This is a genomic window from Nocardia sp. bgisy134 (genome assembly GCF_965341865.1).
Lineage (GTDB): Bacteria > Actinomycetota > Actinomycetes > Mycobacteriales > Mycobacteriaceae > Nocardia.
Genome location: NZ_CBDQZP010000019.1, coordinates 87,497 through 112,965 on the forward strand (window position 1 = coordinate 87,497; position 25,469 = coordinate 112,965).

At 69.1% G+C, this 25,469-nt stretch carries 26 protein-coding genes; 15 read left to right on the forward strand and 11 right to left on the reverse strand.

What is annotated here, in order from left to right; genetic code table 11:
• Window positions 1–19: 19 nt before the first annotated feature.
• From ACRWNM_RS28650 to ACRWNM_RS28670, 5 genes are all read right to left on the reverse strand, one after another.
• Entirely contained in the window at window positions 20–2,266 is a 2,247-nt protein-coding gene (locus ACRWNM_RS28650) for an AAA family ATPase (protein ID WP_431971220.1), read from the reverse strand.
• 126 nt (window positions 2,267–2,392) lie between these two features.
• The gene (locus ACRWNM_RS28655; protein WP_431971221.1) at window positions 2,393–2,824 is read right to left on the reverse strand and encodes a hypothetical protein; all 432 of its coding nucleotides are present in this window, start codon (window positions 2,822–2,824) and stop codon (window positions 2,393–2,395) included.
• Window positions 2,825–2,890: 66 nt separating this feature from the next.
• Window positions 2,891–3,244: a UBP-type zinc finger domain-containing protein gene (locus tag ACRWNM_RS28660; protein WP_431971222.1), complete on the reverse strand. Its 354-nt coding sequence runs from the start codon at window positions 3,242–3,244 to the stop codon at window positions 2,891–2,893.
• Window positions 3,241–4,737, reverse strand: coding sequence for an ATP-binding protein (locus ACRWNM_RS28665; protein WP_431971223.1), 1,497 nt, complete (start codon window positions 4,735–4,737; stop codon window positions 3,241–3,243). Before ACRWNM_RS28665 ends, ACRWNM_RS28660 begins: the two co-directional genes overlap by 4 nt.
• Before the next feature lie 16 nt (window positions 4,738–4,753).
• On the reverse strand, window positions 4,754–6,421 hold the full coding sequence (locus tag ACRWNM_RS28670) for an FAD-dependent oxidoreductase (RefSeq protein WP_431971224.1): 1,668 nt from the start codon (window positions 6,419–6,421) through the stop codon (window positions 4,754–4,756).
• A 507-nt stretch (window positions 6,422–6,928) separates the two neighbouring features.
• Here ACRWNM_RS28670 and ACRWNM_RS28675 point away from each other — a divergent pair.
• On the forward strand, window positions 6,929–7,384 hold the full coding sequence (locus ACRWNM_RS28675; protein ID WP_431971225.1) for an SRPBCC family protein: 456 nt from the start codon (window positions 6,929–6,931) through the stop codon (window positions 7,382–7,384).
• A gap of 97 nt (window positions 7,385–7,481) precedes the next feature.
• Here the strand turns inward: ACRWNM_RS28675 and ACRWNM_RS28680 are convergent, their stop codons facing one another.
• Window positions 7,482–8,510, reverse strand: a complete 1,029-nt coding sequence (locus ACRWNM_RS28680; RefSeq protein ID WP_431971226.1) for a beta-ketoacyl-ACP synthase III — start codon at window positions 8,508–8,510, stop codon at window positions 7,482–7,484.
• Between the two features lie 222 nt (window positions 8,511–8,732).
• Here ACRWNM_RS28680 and ACRWNM_RS28685 point away from each other — a divergent pair, with 222 nt between their 5' ends.
• The 6 genes from ACRWNM_RS28685 to ACRWNM_RS28710 all read left to right on the forward strand — a co-directional run bounded on the left by ACRWNM_RS28685 (window position 8,733) and on the right by ACRWNM_RS28710 (window position 13,644).
• Window positions 8,733–9,005, forward strand: a complete 273-nt coding sequence (locus ACRWNM_RS28685) for a GlsB/YeaQ/YmgE family stress response membrane protein (protein WP_431971227.1) — start codon at window positions 8,733–8,735, stop codon at window positions 9,003–9,005.
• 100 nt (window positions 9,006–9,105) lie between these two features.
• Window positions 9,106–9,819: a phosphatidylserine decarboxylase gene (locus ACRWNM_RS28690; protein WP_431971228.1), complete on the forward strand. Its 714-nt coding sequence runs from the start codon at window positions 9,106–9,108 to the stop codon at window positions 9,817–9,819.
• Window positions 9,819–10,721 carry a CDP-alcohol phosphatidyltransferase family protein gene (locus ACRWNM_RS28695; RefSeq protein WP_431971320.1) on the forward strand — a complete coding sequence of 301 codons (903 nt, stop codon included), beginning with the start codon at window positions 9,819–9,821 and terminating at the stop codon, window positions 10,719–10,721. Before ACRWNM_RS28690 ends, ACRWNM_RS28695 begins: the two co-directional genes overlap by 1 nt.
• A 34-nt stretch (window positions 10,722–10,755) precedes the next feature.
• Window positions 10,756–11,649 carry an RNA polymerase sigma-70 factor gene (locus ACRWNM_RS28700; protein WP_431971229.1) on the forward strand — a complete coding sequence of 298 codons (894 nt, stop codon included), beginning with the start codon at window positions 10,756–10,758 and terminating at the stop codon, window positions 11,647–11,649.
• Between the two features lie 96 nt (window positions 11,650–11,745).
• Window positions 11,746–12,834, forward strand: a complete 1,089-nt coding sequence (locus ACRWNM_RS28705) for an NAD(P)/FAD-dependent oxidoreductase (protein ID WP_431971230.1) — start codon at window positions 11,746–11,748, stop codon at window positions 12,832–12,834.
• 72 nt (window positions 12,835–12,906) lie between these two features.
• Entirely contained in the window at window positions 12,907–13,644 is a 738-nt protein-coding gene (locus ACRWNM_RS28710; RefSeq protein WP_431971231.1) for a Clp protease N-terminal domain-containing protein, read from the forward strand.
• 187 nt (window positions 13,645–13,831) lie between these two features.
• On the opposite strand, the gene ACRWNM_RS28715 is transcribed toward ACRWNM_RS28710, so the two are convergent.
• On the reverse strand, window positions 13,832–15,889 hold the full coding sequence (locus ACRWNM_RS28715; RefSeq protein ID WP_431971232.1) for an NAD(+) synthase: 2,058 nt from the start codon (window positions 15,887–15,889) through the stop codon (window positions 13,832–13,834).
• Window positions 15,890–15,935: 46 nt separating this feature from the next.
• Window positions 15,936–16,610 carry a suppressor of fused domain protein gene (locus tag ACRWNM_RS28720; RefSeq protein ID WP_431971233.1) on the reverse strand — a complete coding sequence of 225 codons (675 nt, stop codon included), beginning with the start codon at window positions 16,608–16,610 and terminating at the stop codon, window positions 15,936–15,938.
• Between the two features lie 155 nt (window positions 16,611–16,765).
• Here ACRWNM_RS28720 and ACRWNM_RS28725 point away from each other — a divergent pair, with 155 nt between their 5' ends.
• Complete coding sequence (locus ACRWNM_RS28725) at window positions 16,766–17,068, forward strand: hypothetical protein (protein WP_431971234.1); 303 nt, start codon at window positions 16,766–16,768, stop codon at window positions 17,066–17,068.
• Window positions 17,069–17,327: 259 nt separating this feature from the next.
• Window positions 17,328–18,953 carry a chaperonin GroEL gene (gene groL, locus ACRWNM_RS28730; RefSeq protein WP_431971235.1) on the forward strand — a complete coding sequence of 542 codons (1,626 nt, stop codon included), beginning with the start codon at window positions 17,328–17,330 and terminating at the stop codon, window positions 18,951–18,953.
• A gap of 112 nt (window positions 18,954–19,065) precedes the next feature.
• On the opposite strand, the gene ACRWNM_RS28735 is transcribed toward groL, so the two are convergent.
• From ACRWNM_RS28735 to ACRWNM_RS28745, 3 genes are all read right to left on the reverse strand, one after another.
• Window positions 19,066–19,791, reverse strand: coding sequence for a DUF6585 family protein (locus tag ACRWNM_RS28735; protein ID WP_431971236.1), 726 nt, complete (start codon window positions 19,789–19,791; stop codon window positions 19,066–19,068).
• A gap of 188 nt (window positions 19,792–19,979) precedes the next feature.
• The gene (locus ACRWNM_RS28740; protein WP_431971237.1) at window positions 19,980–20,669 is read right to left on the reverse strand and encodes a ZIP family metal transporter; all 690 of its coding nucleotides are present in this window, start codon (window positions 20,667–20,669) and stop codon (window positions 19,980–19,982) included.
• Between the two features lie 18 nt (window positions 20,670–20,687).
• Window positions 20,688–21,665, reverse strand: coding sequence for an SMP-30/gluconolactonase/LRE family protein (locus ACRWNM_RS28745; protein ID WP_431971238.1), 978 nt, complete (start codon window positions 21,663–21,665; stop codon window positions 20,688–20,690).
• A gap of 104 nt (window positions 21,666–21,769) precedes the next feature.
• Here ACRWNM_RS28745 and ACRWNM_RS28750 point away from each other — a divergent pair, with 104 nt between their 5' ends.
• The 6 genes from ACRWNM_RS28750 (at window position 21,770) to ACRWNM_RS28775 (ending at window position 25,437) form a co-directional block, all read left to right on the forward strand.
• A complete protein-coding gene (locus ACRWNM_RS28750; protein WP_431971239.1) occupies window positions 21,770–22,228 on the forward strand; it encodes a MarR family winged helix-turn-helix transcriptional regulator in 459 nt (152 codons plus the stop codon).
• A gap of 16 nt (window positions 22,229–22,244) precedes the next feature.
• Window positions 22,245–22,409 carry a hypothetical protein gene (locus tag ACRWNM_RS28755; protein ID WP_431971240.1) on the forward strand — a complete coding sequence of 55 codons (165 nt, stop codon included), beginning with the start codon at window positions 22,245–22,247 and terminating at the stop codon, window positions 22,407–22,409.
• On the forward strand, window positions 22,406–23,413 hold the full coding sequence (locus ACRWNM_RS28760) for a putative FMN-dependent luciferase-like monooxygenase (RefSeq protein ID WP_431971241.1): 1,008 nt from the start codon (window positions 22,406–22,408) through the stop codon (window positions 23,411–23,413). Before ACRWNM_RS28755 ends, ACRWNM_RS28760 begins: the two co-directional genes overlap by 4 nt.
• A gap of 4 nt (window positions 23,414–23,417) precedes the next feature.
• Entirely contained in the window at window positions 23,418–23,570 is a 153-nt protein-coding gene (locus tag ACRWNM_RS28765; RefSeq protein ID WP_431971242.1) for a hypothetical protein, read from the forward strand.
• Between the two features lie 187 nt (window positions 23,571–23,757).
• Window positions 23,758–24,552, forward strand: a complete 795-nt coding sequence (locus tag ACRWNM_RS28770) for an HAD-IIA family hydrolase (RefSeq protein ID WP_431971243.1) — start codon at window positions 23,758–23,760, stop codon at window positions 24,550–24,552.
• Window positions 24,553–24,831: 279 nt separating this feature from the next.
• Window positions 24,832–25,437, forward strand: coding sequence for a TetR/AcrR family transcriptional regulator (locus ACRWNM_RS28775; RefSeq protein ID WP_431971321.1), 606 nt, complete (start codon window positions 24,832–24,834; stop codon window positions 25,435–25,437).
• The last annotated feature ends 32 nt before the right edge of the window (window positions 25,438–25,469 follow it).

Sequence of the window (25,469 nt, forward strand, 5' to 3'; positions counted from 1 at the left end):
TCTGCATGTCGAACGTCGGTCAGCTGCGGTTTTCCGCGTAGCGGCGGAGGGCTTCGACCTGCTCCGGGTCCAGCGAAGGACGCACCACCGCGCGGGCGGCGGCGAGATCCGCAGCGGTGACGTCGGCGGCGTCCACGTCGCGGCGCATCGCCGCCAGCGCGGCCTCGCGCAGCAGCGCGGCGCAGTCGGCGGCCGAGTAGCCGTCCAGGTCGGCGGCCAGCGCGGTGAGGTCGACGTCGGCGGCCAGCGGTACCGAACGGCCCGCGGTCCGCAGGATCTCCAGCCGCGCCGCGCTGTCCGGCGGCGGGACGAACACCAGCCGCTCCAGCCGTCCGGGCCGCAGTAGCGCGGGATCGATCAGCTCGGGCCGGTTCGTCGCGCCGAGCACCACCACGTCGCGCAGCGGCTCCACCCCGTCGAGTTCGGTGAGCAGCGCGGCGACCACCCGGTCGCCGACACCGGAATCGGTGCTCTGCCCGCGCCGCGGCGCGAGCGCGTCCACCTCGTCGAGGAAGATCAGCGACGGTGCGGAATCCCTTGCCCGCTGGAACAATTCGCGGACCGCGCGCTCGGAAGCGCCGACCCACTTGTCCAACAGTTCCGCGCCCTTGACCACGTGCACGCTGAGCTGGCCCGAGCCTGCCAAGGCGCGCACCAGGAACGTCTTGCCGCAGCCGGGCGGGCCGTAGAGCAACACGCCGCGCGGCGGTTCGATGCCGAGCCTGGCGAAGGAATCCGGATGGCGCAGCGGCCAGAGCACGGCCTCGGTGAGCGCCTGCTTGGTCTCGACCATGTCGCCGACATCGTCCAAGCCGAGACTGCCGATGGCCAATTCCTCCATGCCGGAACGGGACAGCGGACGGATCACCTCCAGAGCGCCGACCAGGTCTTCCTGGGTCAGGCGCGCGTCGGCCTGTTCCTTGCTGACCCGCGATGCCGCGCGCAGGGCCGCCTCCCGGCACAGCGCCGCGAGATCGGACACCACGAAACCCGGTGTGCGTGCGGCGATCTCGTCGAGTTTCACATCGCCGGTCGGTACCTTGCGCAGTCTTTGCTCCAGCAGCGCCTTGCGTATCGCCGCGGTGGGCAGCGGAAGCGCGAGCTCCCGGTCGCACAGATCCGGCCCGCGCAGCCTCGCGTCCACACCGGCCGGATGCGCCGTCGTCGCAAGGAAAGCCACGGCGGTCTCGGCCATCGCCGCGCGCAACTGGTCCAGAATCAGCGTCGCCACCGGCTCGGGGTCGGCGGGCAGCAGCGCGTCGATATCGGCGATGAGCAGGATGCCGCCCCGACCGGAGCCCACGTCGGCCACCGCGGCAGCCACCTCGCGCAACCGAGCGCCGCCCTCCGCCGCGCCGACCGAGGGCCCGTCCAATTCGACGATGCGCCGCGGGGCGGTCACCGACCGGGCCAGGGTGGCCTTGCCGACGCCGGCGGGCCCGGTGATCAGGACCCCGAGATGCGGTGTGGCGCCGAGGGTTCTGAGCAGCTCGGGTTCGTCGAGCGCGAGGCTGAGCCATTCGGTGAGCTTCGCGGCCTGCGTGTGCACGCCGACGAGTTCCTCGACGGGCACCCGCGGCGGCGCACCGCGCACCAATGTCGCGCCATTGGTGCTCGTGACGGCCGCCAACGCGGCCGCTTCGGTCGCTCCGTGCACCGGGGCCGGGTAACCCGCCGCCGCGCGGTCGGCGGCGTCCAGCGCCGCTACCGCGCCCGCACCCCAGACGACGGCCGTGTTGGGCTGCACGCTCACCGGTCCGCGCACCGGATCGGTGGCCGTGACGGTCAGCAGTTCGGTGGTCCACGCGATGCCGAAGGTGCGCGACAGCGCCTGGCTGGCCGCCGAAGACGGAATGTCCGGCCCCAGATCGCGCGGCAGCAGCGACACCGCGTCACCCACCGTGACGACCTTGCCGAGCAGCGCCTGACGCAGCGTGGCGGCCGGAATGCTGCGGGTGGCGTGCACCGAACCGCTCACCGAGATCTGCTTGGCGCCGAACACGGTTGCCGGGGAGACCACCACCGTCGCGTTCTCGCGCAGGCCCGCGTTCGACAGCGTCACGTCGTCCAGCAGCGCGACGCCCGCCGGTGTGCCCCCGGGCGCGATGCCGATCACCGCCGAGGTACGGCGCGACCCGGCTAGCGTGACCCCGTCCCATTCACGCAGGCCGAGCGCCGTCAAAGCCTCCGGATGCAGGCGGACCACCCCGCGTCGCGCGTCGGCGGCGGACGGATTCAGTCGAGCGGTGAGCGCCAGTTCAGCCACTGTGCCATTCTGCCCGCGTCCGCGCGCGAGTGGGACGAGTCCGCAGGTGAAGTCGTCGGTTCAGCCGGACGACGGCCGTCCGCGGCGCTGCCGCACGGCCGTCGCGACCACGGAGATGGGCCTAGTTCACGCGGGTGCGATGATCCGGGCCGCCACGGCCACCGGCTTGTCGGCGTTGCTCGGCGACAGACACACCAGCTTGGCGGTGCCGAGCGCGACATTCGGGCTGCCAGCGAACTCGCTGTCCGGATTCTCGGCGAGGATCTCCTCGATGACCCGCTTCTCGGCGTCGCTGTCGAGCCCCTTGAACTCACCGCACGTGGTGCGCGAGGCCGGGCCGAGACCGGACGTATCGGCCTGCGTGGTGGCCGCCGCCGCGCTACCGGCCGTGGTCGGCGCCGAAGCGGTCGTGGTCGGCGCGTGCGTCGCGCTGACGCTCGCGCCAGTGGTGCCCTTGCGTAGACCGCTCGCGTCGCTGGACTCGTCCGACCCGCCGCAGCCGGTCGCCGCCAGTGCCACCGCGCCCACGGCCAGGACGATGACGGAAATTCGCTTCATTTGGTGCTTTCCCGATGCCACACAGCGCCGGAGGCTCCGGCGCGTCGGCAGCAGCGTACCGGACGGTCAGTGAGTGTGCGCCTGCCAATCCTCGGGCACGCGCCCGCGCGGGCCCGGCACGCCCTGATCGGCCGGATGACTGTGCGGAGGTGCGAGTTCGGGGCCGCCGCCGTACATCTCCTCGCTGCGGAAATCCCAGAACCAGTCCTCACCGGGCTCGAAGCTCTGGATGAACGGGTGGCCGGTGTCCTTCGCGTGCTTGGTGGCGTGCTGGGCGGGCGAGGTGTCGCAGCAGCCGACGTGGCCGCATTCGGCGCAACGGCGGAGGTGGACCCACCAGCCCTGCTCGCCTTCGCATTCGAGGCAGCCGGGGCCGCTGGGCGGGACGGCTGGGTTGATGCCTTCGATCGCTTCCGTCATCGAGTTACTCCTGTCGATGTCTCCAGTGCGCCTTCTTCATTTTGCTCCGGGCGGTGCAATGGGAGGCGGACCGTGAAGCGGGTGTCGCCGGGTTCGGAATCGACGCGGATGTCGCCGTTGTGCTTGTTGACGACGATGCGGAACGAGATGTCGAGGCCGAGTCCGGTGCCTTCGCCGACCGGCTTGGTGGTGAAGAACGGCTCGAAGACGCGGCGGCGGACGTCGTCGGGGATGCCCGGGCCGGTATCGCCGATCTCGACGACGGCGCAGTCGTTCTCCTTGCTGGTCCGCACGGTGAGGGTGCCTTCGCCGCGCATCGCGTACACCGCGTTGTCGATCAGGTTCGTCCACACCTGATTGAGCTCGGCGGCGTAGCAGGGCAGCGGCGGCAGAGTGCGGTCGTACTCCTTGACCAGGTGCACGCCGTCGCCGAGCTTCCTGTTCAACATGACCAGGGTGCTGTCGAGCAGCTCATGGATGTCGACCACCTGGAACGGGGCGCGGTCCATCTGCGAGTACTGCTTGGCGGCGCCGACCAGCGTGGAGATCCTGGCGGTCGAATCCGCGATCTCGTTCATCAGCAACTCGGTCTCGATGGTGTAGTTGAGCCAGCGGATCGCGCCCTCGAACACCTTGTTCGGGCAGCCCTCCAGGGTGCCCCACACCCGCTCCAACCAGTCCACGTCGAATCCGGCCTGCACGAAGTTCGGCGCCAGGTTCCAGGCGTCGCCGATCTCGTGCTCCTCGAGCCACTCGCCGAGCACGTCCTCCCGGTCGGCGGCCTCCATCGGGGTCAGCTCGGGCGCCTTGGCGACCTGGGCCGCCGCCTCCTCTTGCAGTCGCACCAGGGTGACGAGCACTTCCGGCTGGAACTTCCCGTCTGCCATCATGGCCAGCTTGTGCCGCATCCCCGCGACCCGCTCGCGCAGGCCCGAGGTGGCGCGCACCGCCGCGGCGGCCGGATTGTTCAGCTCGTGCGTCAGACCCGCCGACAGCGAACCGAGCGCGAGCAGGCGCTCCCGCTCGGCTACCCGCTGGGTGGTGTTGCGGCTGCCGAAGAACGCGCCCTCCAGCAGGTGCACCGCCATCGGGAACCACTCGTGCATCATGCGCGCGAAGGTGCCCGCGTCCAGCACGTAGAACCGGGACTTGCGGGTGACGTACATCGAACCGGTGTAGTTCGCGTCGGCCTTGTCGCCCAGGTACGCGCTCCACGCGCCCGCGTAAGCGCCCTTGTGATCGGTGCGGTTCAGCTCGATCTCGGTGCCGCCGGACAGCTTGGTCAGCCGGACCTCGCCGTCCATCAGAACGTAGAAGCAGGTGGCCGGATCGCCTTCGCGGAACACCAGTCCCGGCTCGATGTACTCGATGCGCCCGTCGGCGCACAACCAGGCCAGCTGGTCGTCGTCGAGTTTCTCGAACAGGAACAGAGTGCGCAGTTCCGCCGGATCGCAGACCAGATGCGAATGGCGAGCGGCATTTTCGAGTGTCACGACAGCCCTCCTGAATTCACGCCAGATACCGGTGCACGAGCATGACCGCCATCGCGCCCTCGCCGACCGCCGAGGCGACTCGCTTGGCGGACTCGGCGTGCACGTCGCCCGCGACGAACACGCCGGGCACGCTTGTTTCCAAATGATGTGGCGGGCGCGGCAATTCCCAGCCCGATGGCCGGGCGCCTTCGACCATGAGATCCGGCCCGGCGAGCACGTACCCGGCTTCGTCGCGCTTGACGATGCCGTCGAGCCAGTCGGTCTGCGGCGCCGCGCCGATGAAGAGGAACAGCCGCTCGGCCTCCGCCTTCTCTTCCGCGCCCGTGACCTTGTCGCGCAACACGATCCGCTCCAGATGATCGCTGCCGTCGGCGGCCGTGACCTCGGTGTTGGTGTGCACCTTGATGTTCGAGATCTGTGCGATCTGCTGGATCAGATAGTGCGACATGGACTTCTCCAGCGAGTCCGCGCGCACCACCAGGTGCACGGTGCGGGCATTGCGGGAGAGGAAGACCGCCGCCTGCCCGGCCGAGTTGGCGCCGCCGACGATATAGACCTCGTGATCGGCGCACTCGGAGGCCTCGGTCATCGCCGAGCCGTAATACACACCGCGACCGGTGAAATCGTCGACGCCGGGCGCTGGATGACGCCGATAGTCGACGCCGGTCGCGATGATCACGGTGTGGCCGCACAGCGTTCCGCCGTCGGCGAAACGCACGGTGCGCGCGGAGCCGTTGACCTCGAGTCCCACCACTTCGCGGGTGGTGATCACCTCGGCGCCGAACTTGGCGGCCTGCCGCCGCGCCCGGTCGGCCAGTTGCGCGCCGGACAGCCCGTCGGGGAAGCCGAGGTAGTTCTCGATCCGGGAGCTCTGCCCGGCCTGGCCGCCGGTCGCGGTGCGTTCGACGAGCACCGTGCGCAGGCCCTCGGACGCGCCGTACACCGCGGCGCCGAGCCCGGCGGGACCGCCGCCGACCACGATCAGGTCGTAGAAATCGCCGGTGGGTGTGACGTTCAGCCCGACGCTCTCGGCCAGCGCGCTGTCGGTCGGCTGTACCAGCGCGTCACCGGAGGCCGTGATCACCACCGGACATCGGTTCGGGTCGGCGCCCGCGGCCTCCAGCAGGCGGACGCCCTCCGGTTCGTCGGCCAGGTACCACCGGTAGGGCAACTGGTTGCGGGCCAGGAATTCGCGCACCTGCGAGGAGCGCGGCGACCAGCGATTGCCGACCACCTTGGTCTCGGTCACCGGCCGGTGCTCGCTGCTGCGCCAGGCGTCGAGCAGGCCGTCCAGCACCGGATAGAGCTTCTCCTCCGGCGGGTCCCATGGCTTGAGCAGGTAGTGGTCCAGGTCGATCACGTTGATCGCGTCGATCGCGGCGTTGGTGTCGGCGTAGGCGGTCAGCAGCACGCGGCGCGCGTACGGATGCAGGTCCATGGCCTGCTCCAGGAATTCGATGCCGTCCATGCCGGGCATCCGGTAGTCGGCGATCAGCACGGCGACCGGCTGGCCGCGAAGTTTCATCTCGCGCAGGGCCTCGAGCGCCTGCGAGCCGGATTCCGCGCGCAGAATCCGGTAGTCGGCGCCGTAGCGGCGGCGCAGGTCGCGCACTACAGCCCGGGAGACGCCCGGATCGTCGTCGACGCTCAGGATTGCCGGTTTCGGAGCAGCGGGTGCAGTCACCACAAAATTATGTCGCCTCGGCGTCGGGAGTGTCGCCGGAGTTTTTCCGCCCCCTGGTCATCCCCCGCGTCCCGGCAGGGACGCCGTCGCGCGGTGCGCGACCTGGCTCACACGCGGTGCTGGAGCACCATTTCGAGTTCGCTCGGCGTGAGCAATCGCTCCAGCCGTTCCTCTCGGGCGAGCGCCTTCTCGGTCCGACGCGTGATCGCACCGCGGTCCGCAGGCCCGTCATCGGGTTCTGAATAGGGAAGCAGCGGAACTCGGTCCGCCTGCCGACGATGAAGAAGCGAGCGAAGATTCACGGCCGATCACCTCACGCTGGACGGGAAAGCTGGCTGTGGCTTGTGCTTCGTCTATCCGTCATTGTGCGCGGACCATTACGACCGGAGGCAACCAAAAGGCCAAAATGTGACTTAGTTGTCTTCCAGGGTCCGCCGTTTAGGATGTCTGTTACTCGTCGTACACAAGGGTCCGGAATGTCCGGACCTCGCATCACCGGAGGCAGTGTTGCCCAACCATCTCGAAGCGACCGTCGACATCGCCGCATCCCCGGAGCGTGTCTGGCAGATCGTCTCCGATCTCGCGCGCATGCCCGAGTTCAGTCCGATGACGGTCCGGATGGTCCCGCTCGGCACGCCGAAGGCGGGCACCTGGACCGTGAACTGGAACAAGGACGGCTGGAAGCGCTGGCCGACGACCTCGCGCATCGTGCGGTTCGAGCCCAATCAGGCTTTCGCGTTCCGGATGAACGAGAACCACACCGTGTGGAGCTACACGCTCGAGCCCACCGCGACCGGCACCCGGCTGGTCGAGCGGCGCGACGTGTCCAACGGCGTGACCTGGGTGATCCGCAAGGCCATCGACGCCGTGCTCGGCGGTGAGCAGGCCTTCGAGGCCAACCTGGTCCGCGGCATGAACGAGACGCTCGCCAAGGTCAAGGCCGTGGCCGAGGCGAGCGCCTGACCCTCGCTCCGGCGGATAGGTCCACCGCGGCCGAACGCGGTCGTGCCCTCGCCCCGAGCGGGGTTGAGGGCACGACTCGCCGGACGGGCGGAAGCGTCTACTTCCAGTTCGGCAGGGTGACGACCTGCGACGCGTAGGAGAGACCAGCGCCGAATGCGATGAGCAGCGCGGTGTCGCCCGGCTTCGACTCGCCGTTGCGTAGCAGCGCCTCCATGGCCAGCGGGATGGACGCGGCCGAGGTGTTGCCGGTCTCCTCGATGTCGCGTGCGAGCGCGCAGTCCTCCGGCAGCTTGAGCACGCGCGCCATGATCTCGATGATCCGGCCGTTGGCCTGGTGCGGGATCATCGCCTGCATGTCGTCGGTGGTGAGGCCGGCGCGATCGATCGCGTCGCGGCACACCTTCTCCAGCGAGTGGGCGGCCCACCGGAAGACGGCGGTGCCCTCCATGGCCATGTACGGCCGGACCGCGTCGAGGCCCTGCTCGTCGATCTCGGCGAAGAACTCCATCCAGTCCTTGTCCTGACGGATCGCATGGTGCTGGGTGCCGTCCGAGCCCCACACGGTCGGGCCGATGCCCGGCTCCTCGGAGGGGCCGACCACCACGGCGCCCGCGCCGTCGGCGAACAGGAACGCGGTGGAGCGGTCGCGCATGTTGATGGTGTTGGTCAGTTTCTCCACACCGATCACCAGCACGTTCTTGGATGTGCCGCACCGCACGAGGTCCGATGCCAGCGCCAGCGCGTGACAGAACCCCGCACAGCCCGCGGAGATGTCGAACGCCGCCACGCCGTTCATGCCGAGCTCGGTGGCGATGCGCGGGGCGGCGGCGGGTGTCAGCAGCAGATGCGTCGACGTGGCGACGATGACACAGTCGACGTCGTCGTAGTCGACGCCCGCCGCCGCTAGCGCGTTCTGCGCGGCGGCCACGCTCATGCTCTGGATCGTCTCGTCCTCGGAGGCGAAACGCCGGGTCTTGATGCCCGACCGGGTCTGGATCCACTCGTCGCTGGAGTTGATCGGTCCCGCTACTTCGTCGTTCGTGACCACACGAGCCGGGCGATAGACGCCGAGCCCGAGGATCGCGGTGTGCTCAGCTCCGGTGGTCTGGGCGATTCGAGCAGACATGATGGATCTCCTATTACCTGCGGCGCTGCTGCCGGGGATCCGGCGGAGCCTCGAACTCCTCATCGGTGTGCCAGCTAGCTACGAGAGCGTAGACATGAGGCTCCCTCATATTACCCGAGGGTTGCCAGGGGGAGTGCTTATTCTCACAATCGCCGGGTATGTCTGCGGAAGCACACCATTCACCACTAGGGGTGCGTCCCAACTAATTTATGCGAGGTCACCATGCTCGGTCTTGGGATCATCGGCTGGATCATCATCGGCGGTCTCGCCGGGTGGATCGCCAGCAAGATCATGAAAACGGACGCCCAACAGGGCATCCTGCTGAACATCGTCGTCGGCGTCATCGGCGGTCTGCTCGGTGGATTCTTGCTCAAGCTGCTCGGCGTCGACGTCGAGGGCGGCGGGCTGTGGTTCAGCTTCTTCACCTGCCTCGGCGGCGCGATCATTCTGCTGTTCCTGGTCGGCCTCGTCACCGGTCGCAGGGCCATGCGCTGACCGGACGTACCACGGGCTCCTCCCGTAAGGTGTGAACGCTTGCGCCGGACCTATCGTTGAAGGGCGCAAACCGACTGCATCTAGCACGAAAGAGGAGCCTGTGGCACGCCGTCCCACCCCGCCCGGCACGCCCGAAACGACCGGCGTCGGCCACGTCGTCGACCTGGTCCGGGCCGCCGTACCCCCGCTGCATCCCGCCGGGCTGCCCTTCGTCGCCGCGCCGCTCGCGGTCGCGGTGCTCGGCGGAAAGCGCAAATGGGTGCGCCGGACGGGTCTGCTCGCCGCGGCGGCCTGCGCCACCTTCTTCCGTCATCCGACGCGGGTTCCGCCGAACCGGGCCGGCGCCGTCGTCGCCCCCGCCGACGGTGAGATCGCCCTGGTCGACACGGCCGCGCCGCCCGCGGAACTCGGGCTCGGCGACCAGCCGCTGCCCCGCGTCAGCATCTTCCTCTCCGTGCTCGACGTGCACGTGCAGCGCACCCCGGTCTCCGGCGTCGTGCGCGTGGTCAGCCACCAGGCGGGCCAGTTCCGCTCGGCCGACCTGCCCGAGGCCAGCTCGGTGAACGAGCGCAACAGCATGGTGCTGGAGACCCCGGCGGGCGAGCAGCTCGTCGTGGTGCAGATCGCGGGCCTGCTCGCCCGGCGCATCGTGTGCGACGCGCAGGTCGGCGACGTCCTGACCATTGGCGACACCTACGGTTTGATCCGCTTCGGCTCCCGGGTCGACACCTACTTCCCCGCGGGCACCGAGCTGCTGGTGCAGCCGGGGCAGCGCACCATCGGGGGCGAGACCGTCCTGGCCGTGTTGTCATGATGGAAGCGGCTGTGCCCACCCAACGGCGCAGGCGCCGCAGCGTCCGGCTGCTCCCGAGCATCGTGACCATCCTCGCGCTGTCCTCCGGCCTGTCCGCGGTGAAGTTCGCGCTGGACGGCGAGCTCGACATCGCGCTGGCCATGGTCGGCGCCGCCGCGGTGCTGGACACCCTCGACGGCCGCCTGGCCCGCATGCTCGACGCCACCACCAAGATGGGCGCGGAGCTCGATTCGCTCTCCGACGCGATCTCCTTCGGCGTCGCGCCCGCGCTGGTGCTGTACATCGCGCTGCTCGACCAGAACAGCGCGGGCTGGATCATCGCGTTGTTGTTCGCGGTGAGCATCGTGCTGCGTCTGGCCAGGTTCAACACTCTGATGGACGACGACACCCGGCCCGATTGGTCGCGTGACTATTTCGTCGGAGTGCCCGCGCCCGCGGGCGCGCTGATCGCGCTCGTGCCGATCGGGTTGTACGTGCAGTTCGGTGACGGCTGGTGGGTCGGCTTCTATGAGGTCGCCGCCTGGACGGTGTTCGCGGCGGCGTTGTGCGTCAGCACGATTCCGACGCTGGCGATGAAGTCGGTGTCGGTGGCGCCGCAGGCCGCGGCCGGGCTGCTGGTGCTCGTCGCGTTGGCGGGGGCACTGCTGGTGACCTACCCGATCGTGCTGCTGCTGGTGCTCGTCGCGCTCTACCTGGGACACATTCCGTTCGCCTGGTATTCGCAGCGCTGGGTGGCGGCTCGGCCGGAAACCTGGGAGCACAAGCCCGCCGAACGCCGGGCGCAGCGCAAGGCGCAGCGGCGCAGGCCCGCGATCCGGTCCGGCATCCGCAGCTCGAGCGCGCGGCTGCGGCTGCGCAGGCCGGGCGGCCGAAAGGAACAGGCGGACGACGTAGTTCGCTGAGGCGGACGAACGCGGCGGGCGAGCGCGGAGGAACGTGACGGTGGAACCCGACGGACTGCGCGAATTCCAGGCGCATCGGCCGCGGTTGTTCGCGCTCGCCTACCGCATGCTCGGCTCGGCGGCCGAGGCCGAGGACGCGGTGCAGGAGACCTACCTGCGCTGGGACGGCACCGACCGGGCCACTATCCGGTCCGCGGAGGCCTGGCTCACCACCGCCGTGGTGAATCTCTGCCGCACCTGGCTCGTTTCGGCGCGGGCGCGGCGCGAGACCTACGTCGGCCCGTGGCTGCCGGAGCCGGTGGCCACCGCGAACGGCGAACTCGGCCCGCTGGAGACCGTCGAGGAACGCGAGCTCGTCTCGCTGGCGCTGCTCACCGCGCTGGAGCGGCTGAGCCCGGTGGAGCGAGCCGTCTTCGTGTTGCGCGAGGCGTTCGGTTACGCCCATCGCGAGATCGCCGACATGCTCGACCTCACCGAGGCGAGTTCGCAGCAGACCTACCGGAGAGCCGGTCAGCGCGTGCGCGACGGCCGGGCGCGCTTCGATGTCGAACCCGGTCATGCCAGGGCGCTGATCGAGCGTTTCCTCGCGGCCGCCCGCTCCGGCGACGTCGACACGCTCGGCCGGATGCTCGCGGCCGACGTCACCGCCGTCGCGGACGGCGGCGGCCGGATCAACGCCGCGCGGCGGCCGGTGCGCGGCGCCGACCGGGTGGCGCGCTACCTCGTGGGCCTGTTCCGCTGGGAGGTCCCCGGCATGGCGATCGCCGTCGAGGAGGTCAACGGCGCCCTCGCGGTGGTTGTCCGGGTCACCGAAACTCCCATGCTGATAGTCGGCATCGAGCTGGACGGCGATCGGGCGCGCGCACTGCACCTCGTCGTCAACCCCGACAAGCTGGCCTATTTCGCCGCGGCCGACCGGTCGTCGTAGTCGCTCGGACGGTGTGACGCGGCTCATGCCGCAGGCTGTCAGGGATCGGGGGCCGATCCAGTCTGAGGGGTATCGGCCAACGAGAGGAGCCACATCATGATCGGGAAACAGCACATCGTCGTTCTGGGCGCCGGATACGCGGGTCTGGCCGCGGCGCGGCGGCTGGCCGGACGGGCGGGGGACGCGCGGATCACCGTTGTCGACGCCCGCGCCGAGTTCGTGGAGCGGGTGCGGTTGCACCAGCAGGTCGCCGGGCAGCGGTTGCGTCGCTGGGACTTGGCGGAGATCTTGGAGCGCAAGGGTATTCGGTTCGTCCTGGCGCGAGCGACGCACATCGACACCGCGGGTAAGTGGATCGAGCTGGACGGCGGAGATTCCATCGACTACGACGTGCTGATCTACGCGCTGGGCAGTCTCGCCGATCCCGGCGGCGTGCCCGGCGTCGCGGAATTCGCCAGGTCCGTTGCCACACCGGAGGATTCGGCGTGGACGGCGACCGACGGAACGATCGCCGTCGTCGGCGCTGGCGCCACCGGCATCGAGCTGGCCGCCGAAATCGCCGAGTCTCAGCCGGATTCGCGCGTCGTGCTGCTCAGCGCCGACGAACCCGGCGCCTGGCTCTCGGCGACGGCCGCCGCGCACATCCGGGCGGTGCTGGAAAAGCTCGGTGTCGAGATCCGCGCGGAGGTGAAGGTGGTCGAGGTGACCGAGGACGGTGTCCGGCTCGCGGGCGATGAATTCGTCGCGGCCGGGACCACGGTCTGGACCACCGGATTCGGCGTACCCGATCTCGCCGCCCGCGCCGGTCTCGCGGTGGACGGCGCGGGCCGGGTGCTGACCGACGAATCCCTGCGCTCGATCTCGCATCCGGAGATCTACGCCGCGGGCGACAGCGCGGTGATCGCAGGTCCGGGCGGACGGTCGCTGCGGATGGCATGCGCGACGGCGCTGCCCACCGGAAAGTACGCGGCCGACGTGGTGGCGGCCCGGCTGCGCGGGCGCGACCCGCGTGACCTGCGCTTTCGATACATCCTCCAGTGCATCGGCCTCGGTCGCCGCGACGCCGTCGTCCAGCTGCTGCACGCCGACGACACCCCGGCGCGGACCGTGCTGCGCGGGCGGCTCGGGGCGCGGGTCAAGGAGCTCATCGTGCGCGGTGCGGCGGGCGCGGCCGGGCTGCGATAGCGGCGCGGAGCTGCCGAACAAGATCGTCAACTAAAGGTTGACGATCCTCATGCGTCAACTTATGGTTGACGCATGACTTCCTCGATTCGTCTCGACGACCTCATCTCCGCCATCAAGAAGGCTCGGCCGGACAACGTGCTCGAGCAGCTCTCCGACGCGGTCATCGCCGCGGGGCACCTCGACGAAGTGGCCGATCACCTGATCGGCCACTTCGTGGACCAGGCCCGCCGATCCGGCGCGTCATGGACCGACATCGGCGCCAGCATGGGCGTCACCAAGCAGGCTGCGCAGAAGCGGTTCGTGGCCAAGGGCCCGGGCGACCCGGCCGAGGCCGCGGCGATGGATCCGAACGCCGGATTCGCCAAGTTCACCCCGCGCGCCCGCGCGGTGGTGATGGCCTCGCAGCAGGCCGCGCAGACCGCGGGCAACAAACTCATCGGGCCCGTCCACCTGGTGCTCGGACTGCTGAGCGAGCCCGAAGGCCTTGCCGCCAAGGAGATTCTCACCGCGGGCCTCGGCCTGGAAGAGGTGCACGCTGCCGCGACCGCCGCCCTGCCGCCCGCCGAGCCCGGCGAGGACGGCCCCGCCGCTCTGGTGCCCTTCGACCCCGAGGCCAAGAAGGCGCTCGAGCTCACCTTCCGCGAGGCGCTTCGCCTCGGCCACAACTACATCGGCACCGAGCACATCCTGCTCGCCCTGCTCGAACAGGAGAACGGTGCGGGCCTGCTGACCGGCCTCGGCATGGACAAGGCGAAGACCGAAGCGCACCTGGTGGAACTGCTTTCGGTGATCGCCGCCCAGAAGCCATGAAGAAGGGGCGCCGCGGCGCTCGGGTCGCGCTCGCCGCCGCCCTGGTCGCCGTGGTACTCCGGCCGGTCACCAGGACGCGTCGGCGCCTGAACGATGGTCGGATAGTGTTGCTGCTTAACGGTTTTCGGTACGCGTATGCCGAATGTGCGCGGCGTCGCCGGATCGTGCGGACCGCGCGTCGCCGTGCTCATGGCACGTTGCGCTCGAGCTCGTCCAGCCAGGCGGCGGCCGACGCGTCGCTCGGCGCGCGCCAGTCACCGCGCGGCGAGAGCGAGCCGCCGGAGCCGACTTTCGGCGCGTTGGGCAGGGTCGACCGCTTGAACTGGCTGGTCTGGACGAACCGCCGCAGGAATTCGGCGAGCCAGCGCTTGATGGTCGGCAGATCGTAGGCGTTGCGCTGATCGGCCGGGATCAAGTCGGGCCACGGTCCGCGTTCCGGGTCCGACCAGGCATGCCTGGCCAGGAACGCCACCCGGCTCGGCCGATAGCCGAAGCGCAGCAGGTAGTACAGGTGGAAGTCCTGGAGCTCGTACGGGCCGACGGTGGCCTCGGAACTCTGACTCGGCCCGTCGCCGTCGGCATCGGCGCCCGGCACGAGCTCCGGTGAGATCTCGGTCCGCAGAATGGACTTCAACACCTCCGACGCCTCGGGGCCGAACTGCCCGATGTCGGCGGACCAGGCGATCAGATATTTGATCAAGGTCTTCGGCACCGAGGCGTTCACGCTGTAGTGGGCCATGTGGTCGCCGACGCCGAAGGTGCACCAGCCGAGTGCCAGTTCGCTGAGGTCGCCGGTGCCGACCACCAGCGCACCGTGCTGGTTGGCCAGCCGGAACAGATGCGAGGTGCGCTCGCCGGCCTGAATGTTCTCGTAGGTGACGTCGTACTGCGGAACACCCTCGGCGGCAGGATGATTCAGATCGCGCAACATCTGCGTCGCCGAGGGGCGGATATCGATCTCCGCCGCGGTAACTCCGAGCGCCGCCATCAGCCGGTGGGCGTCGGTGCGGGTCCGCGTGCTCGTGGCGAATCCCGGCATGGTGTAGGCCAGGACGTTCGCGCGGGGCAGGCCGAGCCGGTCCATGGTCTTGGCGGCCACGATCAGCGCCTGGGTCGAGTCCAGCCCGCCGGAGACGCCGATCACCAGTCGCCGCAGGCCGGTCGCGCGCAGCCGGGTGCTCAAGCCCTCCACCTGGATGTGGTGTACCTCGGCGCAGCGTTCGTTGCGCGCGGCCGGATCGGCGGGAACGTAAGGGAAACGCTGGATTTCGCGGCGCAGACCCACCGCAGCAGCCGGCACCGGCAGGTCGAACTCGATGCGGCGCATGGCGCTCAGCCGCTCGCGATGGTCGTGCACGTTGTCGGCGAAGCTGGTGGTGCGGAGCCGGTCGGCGGCCAAGCGTTGCAGGTCGAGATCGGCCGTTACCAGCTGCGGGTGGTCGGCGAAGCGTTCCCCCTCGGCGAGCAAATCGCCGTTCTCGCAGACCAGCGCCTGCCCGTCCCAGGCCATGTCGGTCGTCGACTCGCCATGTCCCGCCGCGGAATACAGGTAGGCGGCGAGGAATCGCGCCGAATGCGAGGTGCACAGCGCCCTGCGGTAGTCGGCCTTGCCGATCACGATGTTGCTGGCCGAGAGATTCACCAGCACGGTCGCTCCGGCCAGCGCCGCGTAACCGCTCGGCGGCAGCGGCACCCAGCCGTCCTCGCAGATCTCGAGGTGAAAAGTGAAGGTCGCCAGGTTGGTCGCGGTGAACAGCAGATCCGCGCCGAACGGCGCGCGCTGCCCGGCGATCGTGAGGTGGCCCACGAGATTCTCTCTGGCGGCGGCGAATTGGCGCTTCTCGTAGAACTCGCGATAGCTCGGCAGATAGCTCTTGGGCGTGGCGCCGAGCACCTGCCCGCGGCAGACGGCGATGGCGCAGTTGAACAGTCGCCCCTGGGAGCGCACCGGCGCGCCGACCAGGAGCACCGTGTCGATGTCGGCGCTCTGGGCGACCAGCTCGGTCAGCGCCGCGTCCACCGCGTCGTCCAGCGCGTCCTGATGGAACAGGTCGTCGGCGGTGTAGGCGGAGAGGCCGAGCTCGGGAAACACTGTCAGCACCGCGCCGTCGGCGGCCGCCTGACGCGCCAGGCGCAGCGTCTCCTCGACGTTGTACGCCGGATCGGCGACCTGCACCCTCGGCACCGCGACCGCGACCCGGGCGAACCCGTGCCGGTACATCGAATCGAACGGCAGTCCGCCCATCTCGTCCCCTTTCGGGATCGAACGCGATCGTGTTCCACCGCGGAATCTACGCGCGCCCGCGCAATCCGCCGCCCCAACGTGGCCACTGCGCCTGCGGCTTGGGCGCGGCGACCAGCGATTCCCGATCGATATCGGTGACGAACAGCGGCAGCCGCGGCGCGAGGCCGTCCAACAGGGCGAGCAGTTTTCCGCCCAGCGCGGCCTGGTACTCGGTCTTCGTCAGGCCGACGATCTGGAGGAATGCGACCCGGCCGTTGGGGGTGGCGATGGCGCCCAGCTCCGGGTCGGTGACGAAGCCGACGGCCTGGATCGCCGAATCGGGCCGGTCGGCGGCGAGGGGCCCGTTCGCCTTGATGGTGTGGCCCGGCTCGAACCACTTGCCCGACTGGAAGACGTACCTGGCGAGATCCTGCAGGAAGTGTGCGGGCCAGATCGGCGCCTGCGCCGCGCCGATGTCGCCGGCGAGCCGGAAGGTGAACTCGAACCCCCACCCGGAGACCGCCGGGTCGTCCCATTCCTTCTCGCCGAGCTCGCTCATGCCGTACCCGATGTAGTGCCAATGCGGGACCGGATCGGTCCGCGGGTACGCGCTGACACCCTCCAGCGGGTCGGGTCCGCCCAATGACCAGGGGTGCCCGACCGTCCAGTGCACTGGTTGTAGCTCGCCGTACAGCTGTGCCAGGACTTCCTCGATCGCATCCCGGCCGGGTCCAACACTCACCTGGTCACTGTAGGGGGTCCGTGCGGACGCGAATTTCCGCAGACTCAGCCGTGAGCCCCTGATTCGGGTCCGGGGCGCTGCGGGAGGGAGGGTGCGGAGTGTGCCCGCCGGTTGCTCGGCCGAATGTCGTCACCGTCGACCGCTAAGCTATAGCGATGGCGGATGAATCGGCAGACACGGATTCCGACCTAGTCGCGGGTGAACATCGCGCGGACCTGTTGCTCGCCCTGTCGTATGTTTCCACCGAATCCGGGCCGGACGGCGAATACATCGTGAACGGCGATCTGCCGCCCGAAGTGGCGCCACCGTTCATCCGGGCCATCATGCGCATCGAGGCCGAGCTACTGCTGCACGACGCCGAGCTCGTCACCGTGGACAACGAGGAACCGAGGACGCCGGAGGATCGCCGCACCGACGCGTTCGTCGCGCTGGTTCTGCGCATCGACGACCGGCACTGAGACCCGAGCCCGCCCGGGGACCGCGCACCGCCGGAGGTGCGCCCGGTCCGCCCCGAACCTTGCACTCGCCACCCTCGAGTGCTAGAAATGGCTTTGGCACTCTCGACCTGTGAGTGCCAGGGTCGGGACGGTGAGACCGGGTTTCATCGACACCCTCGGTCGTCCGTCGCGGGCACCGAACCTGGCCAGCGTAAATGGGGCGATCCGAAAGGGGTCGTCCTGTGTGTCAGCCCCATTACTAATGGAGGATCTCAACGCAATGGCCAAGACAATTGCGTACGACGAAGAGGCCCGTCGCGGCCTCGAGCGGGGTCTGAACAGCCTCGCCGACGCGGTCAAGGTGACGCTGGGCCCCAAGGGTCGCAACGTTGTCCTGGAGAAGAAGTGGGGCGCTCCCACGATCACCAACGATGGTGTGTCCATCGCCAAGGAGATCGAGCTGGAGGACCCGTACGAGAAGATCGGCGCCGAGCTGGTCAAGGAAGTCGCCAAGAAGACCGACGACGTCGCGGGCGACGGCACCACCACCGCCACCGTCCTGGCTCAGGCGCTGGTGCGCGAGGGCCTGCGCAACGTCGCGGCCGGCGCGAACCCGCTGGGTCTGAAGCGCGGCATCGAGAAGGCCGTCGAGGCCGTCACCGCCAAGCTGCTCGACACCGCCAAGGAGGTCGAGACCAAGGAGCAGATCGCTGCCACCGCCGGTATCTCGGCCGGCGACGCGTCCATCGGTGAGCTGATCGCCGAGGCCATGGACAAGGTCGGCAAGGAAGGCGTCATCACCGTCGAGGAGAGCAACACCTTCGGCCTCCAGCTGGAGCTGACCGAGGGCATGCGCTTCGACAAGGGCTACATCTCCGGTTACTTCGTCACCGACCCGGAGCGTCAGGAAGCGGTCCTCGAGGACCCGTACCTGCTGCTGGTCGGCTCGAAGATCTCGACCGTCAAGGACCTGCTGCCGCTGCTGGAGAAGGTCATCCAGGCCGGCAAGCCGCTGCTGATCATCGCCGAGGACGTCGAGGGCGAGGCCCTGTCGACCCTGGTCGTGAACAAGATCCGTGGCACCTTCAAGTCCGTCGCCGTCAAGGCCCCGGGCTTCGGTGACCGCCGCAAGGCCCAGCTGGCCGACATCGCCATCCTGACCGGCGGCGAGGTCATCAGCGAAGAGGTCGGCCTCTCCCTGGAGACCGCGGGCATCGAGCTGCTCGGCCAGGCCCGCAAGGTCGTCATCAGCAAGGACGAGACCACCATCGTCGAGGGCGCGGGCGACGCGGAGGCCATCAAGGGCCGCGTTGCGCAGATCCGCACCGAGATCGAGAACTCGGACTCGGACTACGACCGTGAGAAGCTGCAGGAGCGTCTGGCCAAGCTGGCCGGCGGTGTCGCGGTCATCAAGGCGGGCGCGGCCACCGAGGTCGAGCTCAAGGAGCGCAAGCACCGCATCGAGGACGCCGTCCGCAACGCGAAGGCTGCCGTCGAAGAGGGCATCGTCGCCGGTGGTGGCGTGGCCCTGCTGCAGTCGGCTCCGGCGCTGGACGCGCTGAACCTGACCGGTGACGAGGCCACCGGCGCGAACATCGTGCGCGTCGCGCTGTCGGCTCCGCTGAAGCAGATCGCCTTCAACGCCGGCCTCGAGCCCGGCGTGGTCGCCGAGAAGGTCTCGAACCTGCCCGCGGGTTCCGGCCTGAACGCCGACTCCGGCGAGTACGAGGACCTGCTGGCCGCCGGCGTCGCCGACCCGGTCAAGGTCACCCGCTCGGCGCTGCAGAACGCGGCCTCCATCGCGGCCCTGTTCCTCACCACCGAGGCCGTCGTCGCCGACAAGCCGGAGAAGGCCGCCGCTCCCGCCGGCGACCCGACCGGTGGCATGGGCGGCATGGACTTCTGATCCCCGGATCGGCGAGTTCTCGCTAGTCACGAAGGCCGGTCCACCCCTCGGGTGGACCGGCCTTCCGCGTATCACGCTGTGGCAGAACGGAGTCGACTCGGCGTAACCGGTCTCAGGCGGTCGCCGGGAGGCGGAGGCGTTCGGCCAGTTCGTTGAAGATGTAGAAGTTGGGGATGGCGGCGACGGGGGCGAGGGAGATCCAGGTGCCGTCGACCTTGATGCGGACCAAGCCGCTGCGGGCGTCGATGAGCTGGATGCGTTCCCAGGGATAGACCTGATTGCGGAAGATGAGGGCCGTCAGGTCCAAGCCGATATCGCCGAATTGCATGATGTCGCCTCGGTCGATGGTGGCGACGGCGCGCGGCAGCTGGGTTCCGGTGATGGCCGATTGGATCGCCCTGCCCCATTCGCGCGCGTCGGCGAATTCGGTGTCGTCGAAGGACGCGTGCGCCCCGTCCGGACCGCTCATCTCCAGCGAGTATTCGGTGTGCGCGGTGTTCTGGAACGGGATGACCTGCTGCCGGACTTCGGCCGTGTCCCAGCGGAACCCGGCGATCTGCTCGCCGGAGCGGTACACGGTCATGCCGCGGTCGAACAGATCCAGCCGGGCCGAGCGGTTCTGGCGGTTCTGTCGCCCGCGCACCGAGGCCAGTGTGGCGGGCAGCAGCGCGACGACCCCGACCGCGATTCCGCCCCCGACCGAGCCCACCGCCGCGCAGATGACACCGACCGCGGCGAGTCCGCCCGCGACGATGCCGCATCCGCGCACGAATGTGTCGCTCACCGGTGCGGGGAGGAAAGTCTGGCGGTGTGTGCCGAGCTTTTCGTATTCGGCCATCAAGTGGACAAGCTGCGACAACGGTATTGTTCGCCGGACATCGGTTCCGCCTGCACCGTCCTCCGGCGTGCTCGGAGTGGTCAATAGTCCCTCCATGAGGCGGTTTTCATCCGCGCGAAGCGTATGTCACCGGACCGAATACCGCTACCGCAACCCCCGGAAATACGCGTGTCGCTATTGCGGCGGAATCAGCCCTGGAGCACGAAGGCGACCAGAAAACCTGCTGCCGTGGCCATTCCGACCCACCAGCCGCCCTCGCGATAGGCCTCGGGCATGAGCGAATCCGCCAGCACGGCAATGGTCGCGCCACCCGCGAATGCCTGCACGGCACTGATGTGGGTGGCGGAGAGATTGTCCGACAGACTGTTTCCCAGCACGGTGACCAGAACGAGCACGGCGCCCGTCGCCGCCCACAGTCCGAACGCGCGGACCTGTTCGAAACCGTGTTCGCGACGCATCAGCGCCGCGCCGCCGATGGCCTCCGGCACATTGCCGACGGCCACCGCGACCAGCAGCACCAGCCCGCCGCCCGAGGTCAGCGAGACGCCGAGCGCGGTGTTCTCCGGCACGCCGTCCAGAATGGTGCCGAGCATCAGCGCCCAGCCGATGGCGGCCGGCCCCAGCCTGGTCTCGATCAGATGGCTGGCGACCACGTAGACCCCGGCGCCCGCGAACAGCGCCGCACCGGCGATCAGCACGCCCGCCTGGTGGAAGGCCGGTTCGAACAGTTCCGAAGAGACCGCGGCGATCATGGTGCCCGAGCCGAAGGCCATCAGCGAGGCGAGCAGCGCCCTCGGCAGCGTCCAGCGCAGTCCGATCGCCGCGCCGACGAGCAACGGCACCGCGGTGCCTAGACCGTAGAGCAGTGCGGTCACCATGCCGCTCACCCTAAAGGCTCAGATACCGTTCACCGCGACGACGCGGAAGACGCCCGGAGTGCCCGCCCCCATCGGTCCGCCCTTGTCGAACTGCGAAGCGACCACCAGCGTGCGCTCGTCGTCGCGCACCAAAGTGGTTGGGATGCCGAGCGACTCGTCGGTGAGCCGTGCGGCCGGCCGCGCCGCGGCGCCGTCCTCGCTCAGGGTCCAGCGCGAGATCGTGTTGGTCCTGTTGTGCGCCACCCACAGGGTGTCGCCGCGCAGGTCGAGGCCGTCGGCGTTGATCAGGTCGCCGCCGCGCAGGTCGACCTTGCGGATCGGTGCGTCGGCGGTGAGGTCGACGCGATAGAGGTCGCCGCCGACCATGTCGACGACCAGCAGGTAGCGGCCGGAGGAGTCCGCGACCAAGCCGTTGAGGCTGAATCCTCCTGGCTCGCGCGGCTCGATGACGCCCGCCAGCTCGAATCGCGGTGTCAGTTCCCCGCGTCCGCCCTGCGCGGCGGCCGCGGTCACCTGATCGGGCGTGACCCGGTAGACCACCGCGCGGACGCTGTCGGTGAGGTAGGCGGCGCCGTCCGGCGTGATGACGACGTCGTTGACGAAGCGCGGGTCGGCGCCGGGCACGTCGAACCGCGCGATCAGCGCGCGGTTGCCGGTGTCGTACACGGCGACACCGGTGGTCGAGTCGGTCACCCAGAGTCGGCCTGCCCCGTCCACTTTCATTCCGTTGGCGGTCTTTCGCCCGTCGGCGCCCTCGGGCAGGAAGACCTCCGCCTTCTCCGCGCCAGGGGTGGCGCGGTAGATCGCGCCGGTGGTGTACGAGCCGACGTAGGTGTCGCCGGTGCGCGCATCCAGCGCGATGCCTTCGGGATAGACGCGATCGCCGGGGAGTTCGTAGGCGGTGGCGACGCGCGGGCTGTCGTCGGGGGAGCCGCACGCGGAGAGCGCGGCTGCCAGCGCGAGAGCTGCGATCGCCAGTGGGCGTGTGGTTGGCATGCTCGAGCCTTTCGTCTTCCGTTGTAGATCGAATGCGAACATAGATTAGAGTTCTAATGTTCGTCAAGACTCTAATGAAATAACGAGCGGATACGATGCCAGGCATGACGTCCATGCCCGCCTCCGAACGCATCGGCTCGTATGTGAAGCGCGCGGAGCAGGCGCTGAACACGGCGAAGAACGCCGCGCTGAAGCCCGCGGGCGTCACGGTGGCCCAGTACTCCGCGCTGCTGCACCTCTCCGAGAACCCGGGGATCTCCGCCGCCGCCCTCGCCCGGCTCTGCGGCGTCACGCCGCCGACCATGAACACCGTGCTCGGCAACTTGCAGGAGCGGGGGTTCATCGAACGGACCCCGCACGCGTGGCACAAGAACGTGCTGGAGACCCGCCTCACCGAACGCGGCGAAGCGGCCATGGAAGACGCCGACGCGCGCGCGATCCGGGTGGAGCGGGCGGTCGACGCGTCGTTCTCCGCAGCCGAACGCGAGACCCTCCGCGACCTGCTCACCCGCTGCGCCGACGCCTACGAAGCGACCCGCGCGCAGGACGCGCCGGGGAAGTAGTACCGAACCAGGACGCTTGTCCGAATCTTCCGCACCCTGGGAGCAGGCCGAGCCGGCACTGTCCATCGCGCACACCGGCGACGTGCTGCGCGGCGGACAGATCGTGTTGCGCGGCAGCGCAGAGGAACTGCTGGACAATGTTGCCGTCCGCGACGCGTACCTGGGAAAGGTGACCGCATGAGTAGTAAACGTCTCGGCCTGTTCACCCGGCTGGTCCGTTCCGAGGACCGCCACGACGCCGCCGAGGTGTACCGCTACGCGCTGGAGCAGATCGAGCTGGCCGAGCGCCTCGGCTACGACGTGGCCTGGGTCGCACAGCACCACGTGGACCCCGCGGAGGGCGGATTGCCCTCGCCGCTGGTGTTTCTCGCGCACGCGGCGGCGAAGACGAGCCGCATCAGGCTCGGGACCGCGATCGTGACGCTCGGGCTGGAAGATCCGATCCGGGTCGCGGAGGACGCCGCCGTGCTGGATGTTCTCTCCGGCGGCCGCCTCGAATTGGGTTTCGGCAGCGGGGGTTCCAAGAGTTCCTTCGAGCTTTTCGGGGTGGCGAGCGAGGACCGGCAGCGGGTGTACGCCGACAAGCTGGCCAAGGCGACCTCGGCCCTGCGCGGCGAGGAGCTGGTTCCCGGCCGGAGCCTGCACCCGCGCACCGAAACGCTGCGTGAGAACCTTTGGCACGCAACATTTTCCGTGTCAGGAGCGCAACTCGCGGGCGCGGCGGGCGCGGGTCTGCTGCTTTCGCGGACACAGCCGCGCGATCGCGCCTCGCCCCATGCACGGCTCGACGAGGTGCAGCGCGCGCTGATCGAGGCGTACTCGGCCGCGCTGCCCGCGGACATCGCGCCCCGCATCGGGGCCTCGCGCAGCGTGTTCGTCGCCGACGACCACGAGTCGGCGACACGTCTGGCCGAACGCGGCGCGCTGCGATTTCTCGAACATCTGCGCGCCGCGGGCATTCCGGAGTTCGCCGAGTCCGTCGAGGAGGTGCTGCGCGACTCCTACGTCGGCACCCCCGACGAGGTCGCGGCGGCCCTCGCGGCCGACACCGCGGTGGCCGATGCCACCGACCTCATCGTCCAGATCCATCCCGTCGACCCCGACCAGCGAGCGAGCCTGCGATCGATCGAGCTGATCGCCGCCGAAGTCGCGCCGTGCCTGGGTTGGCGCGCATCCGAACGGTAGTCCCGTGACCGATGTCGTCGATGCGGTGCTCGGCGCAGAGCACGCAGCCGCTGCCCTCGGCATTCTGCTGCTGGATGAGTACTTCGACGTCGACGGAGCCCAGGTGTTCCTGCCGGCGCTGGCGATGGTCGCCGCCACCTTGGCGCCGGGGCGCTAAGGTGGCGTCCGAACCCGTTGCAGCCCAGTGATTCCGGCGCCGCGCGTGTCGATCCTCGCTGGGGAGACCGACCGACGAGCGGGTGCCGGCGCCGGGCTACGCCGCGTCGCGCTGGGCGCGTGGCGGTGAGCGCAGACCTGCGGCCGGTCCGCGTGCGGGACGCCCGATGCGGTCGTAGGCTGAATTCATGTCGGGCGGCGAGATCAGAGGCGTGCTCTACGACATCGACGGCGTGCTGGTTACTTCCTGGCGGCCGATCGACGGAGCGTCGTCCGCCGTGCGCGAATTGCGCGAAAGGGGTTTGCGCCGAGCATTTCTCACCAACACCACGTCACGCACCTGCGCCGAGATCGGCAAACGATTGCAGAGCGCCGGATTCGAGATCGATACCGGGGAAATCGTCACGGCGGGCCGGTTGACCGCCGAATTTCTGCGGCGCCGCTATCCGGGTGCCCGGGTCTGGTTGTTGAATCACGGGGACATCGCCGAGGATCTCGCCGGGCTCGAGCTCGTCGAGGACCATCCCGATGTGGTGGTGATCGGCGGCGCCGGAACGGAATTCACGCACCGCGCGCTCAGTCGCGTTGCCGAGCTCATGCTGGACGGCGTGCCCGCCGTTGCGATGCAGGGCGGCCTCACCTGGGCCACCGACGACGGACTGCGGATCGACGCGGGCGCGTACCTACCGGGGCTTTCGGCGGCGGGCAACGCGGAGATCGAGGTGGTCGGCAAGCCCGCTCCCACAGGGTTTCGCACCTGCGCGCAACTCATGGGCCTGGAGCCCGCCGAGATCGTGATGGTCGGCGACGACCTGCATTCCGATGTGCTGGCCGGGCAAGCCGTCGGCATGTCCGGGGTGCTGGTTCGCACCGGCAAATTCCGGCCCGGTGTGCTCGCGGCGGCCATAACGGCACCGGACCATGTGATCGACTCCGTCGCCGCGCTGCCGGAACTGTTGTCGACCAGCGGCGACGCCGTGTGAAGAAGAGGGACCGGTTCGTCCGAAAAAAGTTCTACTAATTTCCTCCAAAAGCCTTCCGGCGCGGCGCATCACTGGGTATCGTCCCTTTCGGCAAACAGCCAGTGACAAGGGAGTCACGATGGTCGGATCGGAGGAATGGTTGATCTAGCTACCAGGCTGCCAACTTTCGGCTAACGCGCGGTCGGTCGAAGGTTGAGACGAAGGGCCCGATCCATGACGAGGGGATCGGGCCCTTCGGTATTGTCTGGCGCAATGTCACAGGATGCGAATACGGGACGAATGTATGCCGGGCAACCCGTAGAGGACCGGCAACGCCAGCGGCGTGCGCGTTTTCTGGAATCAGGCCTGACGGTCTTTGCGCGCGACGGATACGCCAATAGTTCGGTGGGCGCCATCTGTAAAGACGCCGGGCTCTCCTCACGACAGTTCTACGAGGAGTTCACCGGCCGCGAGTCACTCCTACTCGAGCTATACGAGCAAATCGACAAGGAGTCGCGCGAAGCGGTGACGGCCGCGTTGGACAAGAAGACCGACGCGTCGGCGCTGGAGCTCATCGATGCCGCGGTGCGCGCTTACGTCGAGTCCATCGGGTCGGATCCGCGCAAAGCGCGGGTAGCGCTCGTCGAGGTGGTCGGCGCCGGACCGAAGGTGGAGAAGTTCCGCCTGGAGCTACGCCGGGTGTGGGGCTCGCTGCTGGCCAGCGCCGCCGAGGACGCGGCCATGCAGGGGGAAATCCCGCCCGGCGACTACGAAATGCGGGTGCTGGCGATCATCGGCGCTGTGAACTACGTGGTGGATTCGTGGAGCGGTTCGGATCCGCGCCCGCCGCTGGACGACGTGATCCGCGTGCTCAGCCGAGTGATCATGGGTGCGGTCGGCGCGTAGCGGACCGGGTGGTCGGCTGCCCGCGCGGCGGT

Coding starts and splice junctions, on each gene's coding strand:
- ACRWNM_RS28750 (WP_431971239.1), top strand. CDS start 21,770: ATGACGTCCATGCCCGCCTCCGAACGCATCGGCTCGTATGTGAAGCGC.
- ACRWNM_RS28740 (WP_431971237.1), bottom strand. CDS start 20,669: ATGGTGACCGCACTGCTCTACGGTCTAGGCACCGCGGTGCCGTTGCTC.
- ACRWNM_RS28710 (WP_431971231.1), top strand. CDS start 12,907: ATGACTTCCTCGATTCGTCTCGACGACCTCATCTCCGCCATCAAGAAG.
- ACRWNM_RS28760 (WP_431971241.1), top strand. CDS start 22,406: ATGAGTAGTAAACGTCTCGGCCTGTTCACCCGGCTGGTCCGTTCCGAG.
- ACRWNM_RS28680 (WP_431971226.1), bottom strand. CDS start 8,510: ATGTCTGCTCGAATCGCCCAGACCACCGGAGCTGAGCACACCGCGATC.
- ACRWNM_RS28655 (WP_431971221.1), bottom strand. CDS start 2,824: ATGAAGCGAATTTCCGTCATCGTCCTGGCCGTGGGCGCGGTGGCACTG.
- ACRWNM_RS28660 (WP_431971222.1), bottom strand. CDS start 3,244: ATGACGGAAGCGATCGAAGGCATCAACCCAGCCGTCCCGCCCAGCGGC.
- ACRWNM_RS28735 (WP_431971236.1), bottom strand. CDS start 19,791: ATGGCCGAATACGAAAAGCTCGGCACACACCGCCAGACTTTCCTCCCC.
- ACRWNM_RS28745 (WP_431971238.1), bottom strand. CDS start 21,665: ATGCCAACCACACGCCCACTGGCGATCGCAGCTCTCGCGCTGGCAGCC.
- groL (WP_431971235.1), top strand. CDS start 17,328: ATGGCCAAGACAATTGCGTACGACGAAGAGGCCCGTCGCGGCCTCGAG.
- ACRWNM_RS28770 (WP_431971243.1), top strand. CDS start 23,758: ATGTCGGGCGGCGAGATCAGAGGCGTGCTCTACGACATCGACGGCGTG.
- ACRWNM_RS28775 (WP_431971321.1), top strand. CDS start 24,832: ATGTATGCCGGGCAACCCGTAGAGGACCGGCAACGCCAGCGGCGTGCG.
- ACRWNM_RS28695 (WP_431971320.1), top strand. CDS start 9,819: ATGGAAGCGGCTGTGCCCACCCAACGGCGCAGGCGCCGCAGCGTCCGG.
- ACRWNM_RS28725 (WP_431971234.1), top strand. CDS start 16,766: ATGGCGGATGAATCGGCAGACACGGATTCCGACCTAGTCGCGGGTGAA.
- ACRWNM_RS28715 (WP_431971232.1), bottom strand. CDS start 15,889: ATGGGCGGACTGCCGTTCGATTCGATGTACCGGCACGGGTTCGCCCGG.
- ACRWNM_RS28685 (WP_431971227.1), top strand. CDS start 8,733: ATGCTCGGTCTTGGGATCATCGGCTGGATCATCATCGGCGGTCTCGCC.
- ACRWNM_RS28705 (WP_431971230.1), top strand. CDS start 11,746: ATGATCGGGAAACAGCACATCGTCGTTCTGGGCGCCGGATACGCGGGT.